Raw genomic sequence first — 12,429 nt, 5'->3', positions numbered from 1 at the left:
GCCATCGGGGTGCGGGCGGCGTTCCCGCCGCGCGCACCCCGATGGCCTCACCATGCGGCGTACGGCCCGCCGACCGCCGACGGCACGAGCTCCGTCCGGCAGGATTCGGCTCCGAAGCCGCGGAAGCGGCGCCGGCGGTCCTTGACCAGGCCCGCGCCGTCCAGCCCCGACAGTTCGCGCAGCGCCTCGATCACGACCGCGCGGAGGGTCTCCGCCATGGCTGCGGGGTCGGTGTGCGCGCCCTCCCCCGGCTCCGGCACGACGGCGTCCACTACGCCGTGGCGCAGCAGGTCTCTGGAGCCGATCCGGAGCGCCTTGGCCGCTTGCGGGGCCGCGGCGGAGTCCTTCCACAGGATGGCGGCGCAGCCCTCGGGGCTGATCACGGAGTAGATGGCGTTGGCCAGCGCGTAGACGCGGTTGGCGACGCCCAGCGCGAGCGCGCCGCCGCTGCCGCCCTCCCCGGTGACGACCGACACCACGGGGACCGGCAGGCTGGACATGAGCCGCAGATTCTCTGCGATCGCCAGCGCCTGGCCTCCCTGCTCCGCCTCGACGCCCGGGTGCGCCCCGGGAGTGTCGATGAACGTGATCACCGGCAAGTTCCACTTCGCCGCCAGCCGCATGAGCCTGGCGGCCTTGCGGGAGCCCGCGGGCAGCGACATGCCGAAGTTGCGCGCGGCGAGCTCCTTGTCGCCGTGGCCCTTCTGGTGGCCGATCACCATGACCGGCGCGCCGTCCAGGCTGCCGAGCCCGCCCACGACGGCCGGGCAGTCTCCGGACTGGCGGTCACCGTGCAGCTCGACGAACCAGTCCAGCATGCCGTACAGCAGGTCCAGGGTGGTCGGTCTGGCCGGGTGCCTGGCGAGTTTGACCGCGCGCCAGACGTCGTGCTCCGGCAGCCGGCCCGGGTCCTGGATGCGCGGTGCGTCCTCGGCCGGGGCGTGCCCGGGCCCGGCGCCCGCCGCCACGCTGAGCAGCCTGCTCAGCGTGCCGCGCAGCGCGCGGCGCGGCTGGATGTCGTCGATGAGTCCATGGCCGAGCAGGAACTCCGCCGTCTGGAAGCCGGGCGGCAGCTCCTGCCCGATGGTCTGCCTGATGACCCTGGGCCCGGCGAAGCCCATGCGGGATCCGGGCTCGGCCAGGATGACATCCGTCAGGCTCGCGAACGACGCCGCGACGCCGCCGTACGTGGGGTCGGTGAGCAGCGAGATCGTGACCACCCCCGCCTCGTCGAGCGCGGCGAGCGCCTGGCTGGTCTTGGCCATCTGCATCAGCGACAGCACGCCTTCCTGCATGCGCGCACCGCCCGATGCGGTCACCAGCAGCAGCGGGACCCGCTCGGCCAGGGCGACCTCGGCGGTGAGCGTCACCAGCTCTCCCGCGGCCGAGCCCAGGCTGCCGCCCATGAAGCCGAAATCCATGACCGCCGCCACCAGCGGGTGGCCCTCGATCGTGCCGCGGACGCAGACGACGGCCTCGTCCAGCCCGGTGCGGGCCCTGGCCTCGCTCAAGCGCGCCGCGTACGGCAGCGCGTCGGTGAACTCCAGCGGGTCGAACACCCCGGCCTGGAACGGCAGCGGGGTGACCGAGCCGGGGTCCATGAGCAGGTCGATCCGTTCCATCGCGGTGAGCGGCGCGTGGTGCCCGCACTCCCTGCAGACCAGCAGGTCGCGGACGAAACGCCGCCGATACAGCAGCACTCCGCATCCCCGGCATCTCGTCCAGTCCGCGACGGCTTGCCCGCGGGCGGCCGTCACGTGTCCTCCCCCGCGTGGGCGGGCTCCAGGTGGTACACGATGCGGGAGGTCACCATGGAGCCGTCGATCCGGTAGGGATGCAGCCGCTTGCGGTGTTCGACGTGCTCGGCGCTCCGCTCGAACGTGCGGAATCCCGCCTCGTCCGTCCAGTCGCTGACGATGTAGTAGACGCCCGGCTCGTCCTGGCTGGCCATGAGCCACTGGCCCCGGTTCGCCGGGTCGGCGGTGACCGCATCGCCGACGCGCAGCCAGGTCTTCTCGAAGTCGCTCTCCATGCCGGGGCGTATACGCATGCGCAGGAGCACGCGGAAGCGTTCCTTGGGCTCGCTCATACTCGTCCTTCCGTGGTGGTGGCGCCCGCGGGCCGGCCGCGCAGCACAAGGGCGGCGTTGAAGCCGCCGTAGCCTCTGGCGATGACCAGAGCCGTCCGGACGGCTGCCGGGCGGGGCCCACCTCGTACGAGGTCGATGTCGATGCCGTCGGCCAGGTCGTACGCGCCTGCCGTCGGCGGGATGACGCCGTCGCGGATCGCCAGCAGCGCGGTGGCGACGTCGAGCGCCGCGCCGCCGGCGTACAGGCGGCCGGTCATGGTCTTGGGCGCGGTGACCGGGACGCCGCGGGGTCCGAAGACGGCCGTGATGGCGTCCGCCTCCAGCCGGTCCAGCCTGGCCACGCCGGCGGAGTCGGCGAACACCACGTCGATGTCGCCGGGGTCGCAGCCCGCGTCGCCGAGTGCGCCGCGCACCGCCCGCTCCAGGCCGGGCGGACGGTCCACGCCGGGCGGCGGGTCGAACGTCGCCATGTAGCCGGCCAGCACGCCGTACGGTGCGCCGGTCGCGGCGTCGGCGTCTTCCATGACGAACATGGCGCCGCCTTCCCCGGGAACGTAGCCGCGGGCGGTCCTGCCGAACGGCTGGTAGGCGTTGCCGGGGTCGTCGGAGCCGCTCAGCAGTCCATTGGCGGTCTGGGCGACGAGCCCGTAGGGGCACAGAGAGGCGTCGGCGCCGCCGGTCATCACCATCCGGCTGCCGCCGCGCAGCAGCCGCCGGGCCTGGGCCAGGGCGTCGAGGCCCCCCGCCTGCTCGGTGGCCAGCACCCCGCAGGGGCCGCGCATGCCGTACCGGATGGAGGTCTGGCCGGTGGTGGCGGCGTAGAACCAGGCGATGGACTGGTAAGCGCCGACGCTGCGCGGTCCGCGCCGCCACAGCGCCTCGATCTCGCGCTGGCCGAACTCGGTGCCGCCCGACGAGCTCGCGGTGACGACGGCCATGTCGTACTCGGGCAGCGCGGCGGGGTCCACCCCGGCGTCGTCCAGGGCCATCGCAGCCGCCGCGAGTCCCAGATGGGTCCAGCGGTCGGTCTGCGGCACCAGGCGGCCGGGCATGTGGTCGGTCTCGACGAAGCCGGGCACCTCCCCGGCGACGCGGCAGGCGTACGGCGTGGCGTCGAACCGGGTGATGTGCCGCAGCCCGCTCTTTCCCGCCAGCACGGAGTTCCAGTAGTCGTCGATGGTGAGGCCGTTGGGTGCGACCACGCCGATCCCCGTGATCGCCGCCTCCACGGGGCACTCCACGGGGCTCATGCCGGCCGCCTCTCCGGGCCGACCAGCACCACGGCGGTCTGGAAGCCGCCGAATCCCGATCCCACGGAGAGCACCGCGTCCGTGCGGTGATCGCGCGCGGTCACCGGGACGTAGTCGAGGTCGCACTCCGGGTCGGGCGTGTGCAGGTTGGCCGTCGGGGGCACCACGTCGTGCTCGATCGCCAGGGCGCAGGCCGCCAGCTCGATGGAGCCGATGGCGCCCAGCGAATGCCCGACCATCGATTTGATCGAGCTGACCGGCACCTCGTAGGCGTGCAATCCGAGGGCGCGCTTGAAGGCGGCGGTCTCGTGCCTGTCGTTCTGCTTGGTCCCCGATCCGTGCGCGTTGACGTAGTCGATGTCGCGGGGATCGAGGCGGGCCTCCTCCAGCGCCACCCTGATGGCCTCGGCCATCTCCCTGCCGTCGGGCTTGAGCCCGGTCATGTGATAGGCGTTGCTGCGGGAGGCGAAGCCGGCGATCTCGGCGTACACGTGTGCGCCCCTGCGCCTGGCGTGCTCCAGTTCCTCGGCCACGAACACCGCGGCGCCCTCGCCGAGCACGAACCCGTCGCGGTCGCGGTCGAAGGGCCGCGACGCGTGCTCGGGGTCCTCATTGTTCGCCGACGTGGCCTTGATCGCGTCGAAGCAGGCGACGGTGATGGGCGAGATCGGCGCGTCCGCGGCGCCGGTGATCACGACGTCGGCGGCCCCTTCCTGGATCAGCCTGTAGGCGTGCCCGACCGAGTCCAGCCCGGAGGTGCAGCCGGTCGAGATCAGGGAGACCGGCGCCTCGGCGCCACACGCCCATGCCACCTCGACGGCGATGGTGCTGGGCACCATGTGCTCGTACAGATGGGGTATCGCGTAGGCCGGATCCACCAGCCAGTGCCGGCCGGCGTCGCTCAGCACGACGTACTCCTGCTCCAGCGACATCGTGCAGCCCACCGCGCTGCCGATGCTCACGCCCACGCGGGTGGGGTCCACCTCGCCGGCGGCCAAGCCGCTGTCGGCCAGGGCCATGCGCGCGGACACCACGGCGAACTGCGCCGCCCGGTCCATCCGCCGCCGCTCCTGGGGGCTCAGCCCTTCGGCCGCCTGGTCGAAGTCGACCTCCGCCGCCATCCGCGAGCGGAACCCGCCGGCGTCGAACAGGCTGATGGTACGGGTCGCGGTGCGCCCGTCCGTCATCTCCTCCCAGAACGCCTTGGTCCCCACCCCACCGGGTGCCACCACCCCGATGCCGGTCAGGACCACTCTGCGCCCGCTCACCGGCTCCCTCCGCCGGCGTGGGCGGCGGGCAGGGGCTCGGTGTCCACGTGTCCCAGTTCGGGGCGGGGCGCCAGGGGCCCGAGGTGGAAGACGACCTCGACGGTCTCCGAGCCCCGGTTCTCCAGGCGGTGCCGCACGCCGATGGGCACCAGTAACGCGTCACCCGGGTTCAGCTCCACCGGCTCGCCGTCGAGCAGCATGACCGGCGAGCCCGTCACCACGTACAGGAACTCCTCGGAGTAGGGGTGGTAGTGCTCCGAGACGTACTCGCCGGCGGTCAAGGTGAGGAAGCCGGAGAAACCGGAGGTGGCTCCCACCGTTTTCGGGCTGAGCAGGACCCTGATGTCACCGCCTCTGCGCAGGTTGGGCGTCACCTCGGCGACGGAGATCTTCTTGGGCTGTTTCATGGGCTGACTGTCCTCCTCGACGTGACCGCGAGCTCTGCCCTCTTCTTGAGCGGCTCCCACCACCACCGGTTGTCCTGGTACCAGCGCACCGTCTCGGCCAGCCCTTGCTGGAAGGGCACCTCGGGCTCGAACCCGAGCTCGGCGCGGATCTTCGAGGCGTCGAGGGAATAGCGCCGGTCGTGACCCTTCCTGTCGGGCACCCACCGGACCCGCTCCCAGTCCGCGCCGACGGCATCGAGCAGGAGGCGCGCGAGATCCCTGTTGCTCAGCTCCGTGCCGCCGCCGACGTTGTAGACCTCGCCCGGCGCGCCTCGCATGAGCACCTGGTGCACCGCTCGGCAGTGGTCGGAGACGTGCAGCCACTCCCTGACGTTCATGCCGTCGCCGTAGAGCGGGACGTCCTCGCCGTCCAGCAGGTTGGTGATGAAGAGCGGGATGAGCTTCTCGGGATACTGATGCGAGCCGTAGTTGTTGGAGCAGCGCGTGATGCCGACGTCCATCCCGTGGGTGCGATGGTAGGACCGCACCAGCAGGTCGGCGGCGGCTTTGGAGGCCGCGTAGGGCGAGTTCGGCCGCAGTGGCCAGCTCTCCGTCCATGAGCCGGTCTCGATGGATCCGTAGACCTCGTCCGTGGAGACGTGGACGAACCTGGACACGCCGCTGCGCCGTGCGCATTCGAGCAGGACCTGTGTGCCGAGCACGTTGGTCCTGACGAAGGGCACGCCTCCGGCGATCGACCGGTCCACGTGCGACTCCGCGGCGAAGTGCACCACGGCGTCATGTCCCGGCAGCAGCTCCATCAGCAGGTCCTCGTCGCAGACGTCGCCGCAGACGAAGGTCATCCGGAACGGGTCGAAGGTCAGATTGTCCAGGTTCCCGGCGTAGGAAAGCCGGTCCAGCACGGTGAGCCGGATCTCCTGCGCGCCGGGGTAGCGAGCGTCGAGTATCGCGTTCACGTAGTGCGAGCCGATGAATCCCGCGCCACCGGTCACGAACAGTCGCAACGTTCGCTCCTTTCTCGCCCACGGCCGGCTGCCGTACCCCGGAAGGCTCTCCTACCTGCCTCAAGACGCTGTCGAAAACGGCTGAACTCGCGGGCGCCCCCGCCTTCCAGCGATCTTCGATCGGCGCCGCGCACAATCGGAGACCGCGAACGCTTCCCTATCGAGGTGGTCCTCATGCGCAAGGACGATCGCGTCCCCTCCTATCCCTTCACCGGACCGCCGGGGCCTCGGCCCGCCCCCGACCTCGCGGCGCTGCGGGACGCGGCGCCGGTGGCACGCGTGTCCCTGCCGTCCGGGGCGCTCGCCTGGCTGGTCACGCGGCACGAGGAGAACCGCCGCTTCCTCGCCGATCCGGCCTTCAGTCGCGCCGCCGCCGTCTCCGGCGCCGGTCCCCGGCTGCGCTCGCGCCCGCAGTCCCCTTCGCTGGCGGCGATGGACCCTCCCGAGCACACGCGGCTGCGCAGGCTCGTCACCGGGGCCTTCAGCGGCGGCACGGTGGCGCGGCTGCGGTCGTGGCTCGATGAGGCGGCCGACGGCCTGGTCCGTGACATGGTCGCCGCGGGCCCGCCGGCCGACGTGGTCGCCTCGCTGGCCCGCCCCCTGCCGTTCCTCGCCATCTGCCGGCTGCTGGGGGTGCCGGTCTGCGACCACGCGCGCTTTCACGACTGGGTCACGGCACATCTCGACGGGACGGACGACGACGCGCTGCTCGGATACCTGGCGGGACTGGTGACGGCCAAGCGAAAGGAGCCGGGCGAGGACCTGCTCGGCGAGTTGACCGGTGTCCTGGACGACGCGGAGCTGGTCGCGCTGGGTTCCACGCTCCTGGTAGCCGGTCTGCAGCCGCCCGCCTGCATGATCGCCGGCTCGGTGCAGGCGTTACTGGCCGATCCCGGGCAGCTCGCGGCGTTGCGGCGCGAGCCCGGCCTGATGGACACGGCGGTCGAAGAGCTGCTGCGGTACGTGCCCATCGCGGTGAGCGGCGGGACCATGCGGGTCGCCGTGCGCGCCACCTCGCTGGGCGGGCAGCGCATCGAGGAGGGCGAGGCCGTGCTGCCTTCGACGGTCGCGGCCAACCGGGACCCGCGGGCGTTCACCGATCCTGACCGGCTGGACCTTGCCCGCACCCCGAACCCGCATCTCGCATTCGGGCACGGTCCGCACCGTTGTCTGGGCGCGCATCTCGCGCGGGCGGAGCTGCGTGCCGCGCTGGCGGCGCTGCTGCGCCACATGCCGGGGCTGCGGCCGGCGCTGCCGGATGATCAGGTGACGTGGCGGACGACCGGGCTGCTGCGCGGTCCTGAGCACCTGCCCGTCACGTGGTGACCCGCGTCAGGCGCGCAGGCTCTCCAGGATCGCGCCCATCGCGTACGTGCTCAGCAGGGCGCGCGGCAGCCCGAAGAAGGAGTAGTGGGCCTCACCGGCCGCGTCGGTGCCGACCGGCCGGACGAAATGGTGCGAGACGAGCTGGCTCAGCAGCACCCGCGTCGAGGCCGGGTTGCGCCCCAGCAGGGCCGAGACCGCGTTCGCGCTGAAGCTCTCGCCGACGAACAGGCTGAGCCACCGCGCGGCGGCCCGGTCGGTCTCGGAGAGGCGCTGATAGGAGGCCTCGTATTCGGTGCGGAGCGCGAAGTCGGTGGAGTCGAGCCGGTCCAGGCGCTGCTGCTCGTCGGCGAGCTGCCCGTGGAAGCGGCCGAGTGACAGTTCGGGGATGATCGCCAACCGTGCTCCGGCCGCGCGTATGGCCAGGGGAAGGTTGTCACAGGAGCGGACGATGAGCTCGGCCGCCCGGCGCTCGCGCTCGACCCGGGCGCGGCCCACGATCTGGGCGAGGAGCTCGATGCCGTCCTCGGCGCTCATCACGGTGACCTTGATCTCGCACATGTCCCGCAGACCAGCCAGCGGGGTGCGGCCCGTCACCAGCATGCCGCAGTGCCGGCCGCCGGGCAGCAGCGCGGTCACCTGCTCGGCCGAGGCCACATCGTCGAGCAGGATGAGAAGCCGACGCTGGGCTGTACGTGCGCGAAACAGCGCGGCCCGCTCTTCCCTGGTAGCAGGGACCTTGTCCCTGCTCACCCCGATGGCGCGCAGGAATCCGTACAGCACCCTGTCGATCGAGGCGCCGTCTCCGGTGGAGGAACGGAGGTTGGCATACAGCTGGCCGTCGGGGAACCGGGTGCGCACCCGGTGTGCCGTCCGCAGCGCGCAGGCCGTCTTGCCCGCGCCGGGCATGCCGATGAACGTCACGATAGGGGGTCTGCCGTCCCCGGTCTCCTCCTTCAGCGCGGCCTCGGCCATGGAGACCTCTTCGGATCTGGCCGTGAAGTCGGCGATGTCGGGAGGGAGCTGAGCCGGTGGCCTGACCGAGCGGCGGTCGTGGGCGCGTACCTGGGCATTCAGGTCGAGCCTTGGGGCCGCGTCGAGGATGTCGCGCTGCAGGCGCCGCAGTTCGGCGGAGGGCTCGACGCCGAGGTCCTTGACGAAGCACTGCCGGACGCTCTGGTAGAGGTCGAGGGCCTCGCATTGACGGCCGGAGCGGTAGAGGGCGAGCATGAGCTGCTTGTAGAAGCCCTCGTGGTAGGCGTGGGATGTGGTGAGCCCTTTCAGCTCGCTGATCAGCTCTCGGTGCCGGCCGCAGCACAGGTCCGCCTCGATGCGCAGCTCGACGGCGCGCAGCCGGGCCTCGCCCAGCCGGGTGACGTGCGCGTCGAGGAGCCGCCCCGTCTGTACGTCCGCCAGAGCGGGACCGCGCCACAGGGACAGGGCCTCGCCCAGCCTGGCGCTGGCCGCCTCCGGCTCGCCGGCGGCCAGCGCGGAACGGCCTTCCTCGGCGAGAGCCTCGAACCTGAACAGGTCGATGGTCTCCTCCGGCGTCACCACGATGTAGCCGGCGGGCTTGGTGACGAGGATGTTGCCCGCGGAGGGGTGCTCGGCGTCGAAGATCTTGCGGAGGAGGTAGATGTAGGTCTGCATCGTCGTCATGGCGCTGCGGACGGGCTCGTCCCCCCACAGCTCATCAATGAGCGCCGCCGTCCGCACGATCTGATTGGGGTGCAGCAGCAGGAGGCTGAGCACCCTGCGTAATTTAGGCGCGGACGGCGCAATATCGCGCCCGTTGCTGAGGACCTCAAGACTCCCCAGGATCTTGAATTCCATGACGAGATTCCTTCCTATATGCGAGTTCGCCCAATTGCGACTCTCTTGATCACAATCGCTCTGCTCCACATGACCGCCTGGACGCCACTGCGCATTATTAGAATCAGCTTCATATGAAGTCCGACCACTGTCAATAGCACCCGATATGGACCTGAGATTCACAGGTATGTTTCAGCTTTCGGTTGCCGCGTTAAGAGAGGGAACGCCGAGCAGGTGCAGCCGGCCCTTGGTCAGTTCCAGTTCCAGACGGACCGGCGTCGGCAGCACGCTTACCAGTTCCAGGGTCCTGCTCGCGATCTCGCGCGCCGTCCGGCCGTCCAGGCAGGGCGTCTCACGCAACTCTGCCTGGACCTCCGTCTCCCGGACGCCTCCCCCTTCCGCGTCGATCGTCATCCGCCGCTTGTCCGCCACCTGCCCGCCGACGACCGCGCGTGTGGCGCCGTCGATCACCAGCAGGTCAGCGACATCGTCGTCCTCGCGCAGCCCCCAGCCGGCGCGCAGGACGACGACCCGGCCGGCGGCCTCGGGATCGAACGAGGCGGAGATCCAGGCGCGCGGCCGTTCGAAGCGCTGCACGACCACCACCACCCGCGACGGCACGCAGCCCGGCTCCACCTGCCCGCGCCGCCGGGCGGACAGGAACGGCGCGGCGCTCTCCATGACGGCCTCCACCAGTGCGTCCTCGCCCACGTTGTGGAAGGACGGCGCCCGCGGCAGGCGCATCCGCGGTGCTCGCTGATCGAGCCCGACGGAGGCGCGGACCCGCAGGCTCGGAGCGGAGCCGGCGTCCCCGCGCGGGAAGCGGGAGACGGCCGCGCGCAGCACCGCCTCCAGCCCGGCGGTGTCGTCCCAGCGCGGGCAGAAAGTCATGGGAAGGCAGAATCCCGCGGGAACCACGAATTCTCCGTGCAGGCTGCTGATCGCCGCCATTTCCGCCCCGACCGTGGCCGGCTGCAAAGAGCCGGGACCGCCCAGCCAGTGGACGTTGCCGCTGTCCTCGCACATTTCCGCCTCCTCCATGAGAGAGCTCCCAGCCGAACGCCGACGGCGAGTGACTCGACCGATGGGAAGGCAGATCATCTTTGTTATTTCTCCCAGGGGACGCCGGAGTCGGCATGGACATATAGCGGGAGCGGGTCGCCTAACAATGGACCGGCCGGATGAATGAATTCTTTTTCGGCGAGGCAACCGGCCGGGCCTATTTATTCACCTCATCGCGTGACCGCTTTCCTCCAGTGCGCGCTCCCGCACGTACGCGCGGGTCAGCGGCGCGAAGGCGTAATGCAGTTCGCCGCTCGGGTCGCGGCCGCTCACCCTGACGAAGCGGTGCTCCAGCAGCCGGATCATGACCGCCTCGGTCGCGGCGACGCTCCACCCGAGCAGGCGCGACACCTGCTGGGCGGTGAAACCGGTGCGGTGCTCGCTGCTCATGCGCTCGAGGACGTCGCGCTCCGGCCGGCCGAGCCGCCGGTAGCCCGCGTCGTAGCCGATGCGCACGTCCACGTCCCTGGAGCTCAGCTCGGACAGCCGGCGGCGCGACCTTGCGAGGTGGTCGGCGTACTCGGCGAGCGACATCGGCGCGGATCGCAGCGCGGCAGCGGCGCCCTTGATCGCCAGCGGGAGATGCTCGCAGAGCCGGACGATGCGCGCGGCGTCACCGGGGGCGTTCTCCACCCGGTGCCGCCCGACCATCAGGCTCAGCAGCCTGATCCCTTCTCTCGGGTCGAACGGTCCAAGCTCCACCACGTGCGCGCCGGCCAGGGCGGGCATAGGTCTGCGGCTGGTGACGATCACCGCGCTCTTGGTGCATCCGGGGATGAACTCCCGCGCGCGGGCGGCGCAGTCGGCGTCGTCGATGACGACCAGGCAGCCCTGGTCCGCCATGAGCGTGCGGTATGCGTTGCCGCAGTCGGCCAGGTGCTGGGGCATGTCGGCGCGCGGCAGGCCGAGGGCGGGCAGCAGGTGCCGGAACACCTCGACGGGATCGGCCGGGCACGCCTCCGATCCGCGCAGCGACAGGAAGTGCACCCCGCCGAGGAAGGAGCGGCGCAGCCGGTGCGCCATCCGTATCGACAGCATGGTCTTGCCGCTGCCGGGCGGGCCGGTGATCCACACGATGGGCGTCGCGGGTGTGCTCCTGCTCCGCGAGGCCAGCAGTTGTTCGATCCTGTCGGCGACGGTGGACCTGCCCACGAAGTCCGGCGGGTCGGGCGGCAGCGGAAGGGCGGCGGGCTCCCCCGGCGTGCCCGGTGCCGTGGCCGCCGGGCGCTTGGTCTCGCGCAGCATCTCGCGGTAGGCGCTGCGCAGCGTACGCGAGGGTTCGAGCCCGAAATCGTCGAGCAGCCGGCCGCGCAGCCTGGAGTACACCTCGACCGCCTCCGCGGTCCTGCCCGCCTGGCGCAGCGCCTTCATGAGCTTGGCGGTGAGGCTCTCATTCAGCGGGTTCTCGGCGAGGAGCGATCTCAGCTCGCCGATCACCTGCTGAGGGCAGCCGAGCCTGAGGCGTGCGTCCACCCTGCTCTCCAGAGCGTCGAGCCTGCGCTCCTTCAAGCGTGTGAGCTGTGCCGTGAGCGACCTTCCCATGGGCACCCCCGCCAGCATGTCGCCGCGCCACATCGTCAATGCCGCGTCCAGGGCTTCGACCGCCGAGCGCGCGTCACCGGCGGCGAGGCTCGTCTTGCCCTCATCGATGAGCCGGTCGAAGCGGGACAGGTCGAGGCTGGCGGAGGGGATGATGAGTTCGTACCCGTTCGGCCTGGTCAGCAGGAGATCGTCGCGCCCCAGCACGGTGCGCCGGAGCTTGTAGACGTAGGTGTGCAGGGTGGAGGCCGCGCTGTCCGGTGGCCGTTCGCCCCACAGCTCGTCGATGAGCTCCCTCACATGGACGACAGTGTCCCTGCGGAACAGGAGAAGGGCGAGGAGTGCCTGCAGCTTGGGGGTCTGAGGAGTGACGTCGTTGGTTCCATCGGTGACCGACAGCGGGCCCAAGACACGGAAGTACATGGTCTATCCTCACCAGGATCTAACCAGACTGACCTTTACCCTCACGCAAGTACCTGAATGCCAGTAGTGCGAAATGTCACCACCCTCCATCGCTTCTGCCGCGCCTCGAGGCTGCGTGCCGTTTCTCGAGGCTTGATCGAGGCGACCTCACCGTCGCCGTCGAGGGCTCCAGCCGGACCCCAACGCTTCTCTAGGGCGGGTCAGCACGATGCGGGTATGCGGGTACTCATGACGTCGGTCTGGCCGACACAC

The 12,429-nt window shown here is 70.9% G+C and carries 10 protein-coding genes; 1 reads left to right on the top strand and 9 read right to left on the bottom strand.

The window, feature by feature from the left end:
- Positions 1-47: 47 nt before the first annotated feature.
- Genes accD through rfbB form a run of 6 tightly spaced genes read right to left on the bottom strand, consistent with a single transcriptional unit; the run spans position 48 to position 6,018 of the window.
- A complete protein-coding gene (gene accD, locus AB0K67_RS36845) occupies positions 48-1,757 on the bottom strand; it encodes an acetyl-CoA carboxylase, carboxyltransferase subunit beta (RefSeq protein ID WP_364069399.1) in 1,710 nt (569 codons plus the stop codon).
- Positions 1,754-2,089 (bottom strand): antibiotic biosynthesis monooxygenase family protein, encoded by a 336-nt coding sequence (locus tag AB0K67_RS36840; RefSeq protein ID WP_364069397.1) that lies wholly within the window; start codon positions 2,087-2,089, stop codon positions 1,754-1,756. Before AB0K67_RS36840 ends, accD begins: the two co-directional genes overlap by 4 nt.
- Positions 2,086-3,339 (bottom strand): ketosynthase chain-length factor, encoded by a 1,254-nt coding sequence (locus AB0K67_RS36835; protein WP_364069395.1) that lies wholly within the window; start codon positions 3,337-3,339, stop codon positions 2,086-2,088. Before AB0K67_RS36835 ends, AB0K67_RS36840 begins: the two co-directional genes overlap by 4 nt.
- Positions 3,336-4,607, bottom strand: a complete 1,272-nt coding sequence (locus tag AB0K67_RS36830; RefSeq protein WP_364069393.1) for a beta-ketoacyl-[acyl-carrier-protein] synthase family protein — start codon at positions 4,605-4,607, stop codon at positions 3,336-3,338. Before AB0K67_RS36830 ends, AB0K67_RS36835 begins: the two co-directional genes overlap by 4 nt.
- Positions 4,604-5,014 carry a cupin domain-containing protein gene (locus AB0K67_RS36825; RefSeq protein ID WP_364069392.1) on the bottom strand — a complete coding sequence of 137 codons (411 nt, stop codon included), beginning with the start codon at positions 5,012-5,014 and terminating at the stop codon, positions 4,604-4,606. Before AB0K67_RS36825 ends, AB0K67_RS36830 begins: the two co-directional genes overlap by 4 nt.
- Entirely contained in the window at positions 5,011-6,018 is a 1,008-nt protein-coding gene (gene rfbB, locus AB0K67_RS36820) for a dTDP-glucose 4,6-dehydratase (protein ID WP_364069390.1), read from the bottom strand. Before rfbB ends, AB0K67_RS36825 begins: the two co-directional genes overlap by 4 nt.
- Before the next feature lie 174 nt (positions 6,019-6,192).
- On the opposite strand from rfbB, the gene AB0K67_RS36815 reads away from it, so the two are divergent.
- On the top strand, positions 6,193-7,344 hold the full coding sequence (locus AB0K67_RS36815) for a cytochrome P450 (protein WP_364069388.1): 1,152 nt from the start codon (positions 6,193-6,195) through the stop codon (positions 7,342-7,344).
- A 6-nt stretch (positions 7,345-7,350) separates the two neighbouring features.
- Here AB0K67_RS36815 and AB0K67_RS36810 read toward each other — a convergent pair whose 3' ends face one another.
- The 3 genes from AB0K67_RS36810 to AB0K67_RS36800 all read right to left on the bottom strand — a co-directional run bounded on the left by AB0K67_RS36810 (position 7,351) and on the right by AB0K67_RS36800 (position 12,177).
- Positions 7,351-9,174 carry a BTAD domain-containing putative transcriptional regulator gene (locus tag AB0K67_RS36810; RefSeq protein ID WP_364069386.1) on the bottom strand — a complete coding sequence of 608 codons (1,824 nt, stop codon included), beginning with the start codon at positions 9,172-9,174 and terminating at the stop codon, positions 7,351-7,353.
- Positions 9,175-9,345: 171 nt separating this feature from the next.
- Positions 9,346-10,194, bottom strand: coding sequence for a hypothetical protein (locus tag AB0K67_RS36805; RefSeq protein WP_364069384.1), 849 nt, complete (start codon positions 10,192-10,194; stop codon positions 9,346-9,348).
- A 186-nt stretch (positions 10,195-10,380) separates the two neighbouring features.
- A complete protein-coding gene (locus tag AB0K67_RS36800; RefSeq protein WP_364069382.1) occupies positions 10,381-12,177 on the bottom strand; it encodes a BTAD domain-containing putative transcriptional regulator in 1,797 nt (598 codons plus the stop codon).
- Positions 12,178-12,429: the final 252 nt, after the last annotated feature.

Origin of the sequence: Nonomuraea sp. NPDC052634, from assembly GCF_040678535.1 — a bacterium.
Taxonomy (GTDB): Bacteria; Actinomycetota; Actinomycetes; order Streptosporangiales; family Streptosporangiaceae; genus Nonomuraea; species Nonomuraea fastidiosa.
The sequence above is the reverse complement of the archived record's forward strand: the minus strand, read 5'-3'. Positions and strand labels throughout refer to the sequence as shown.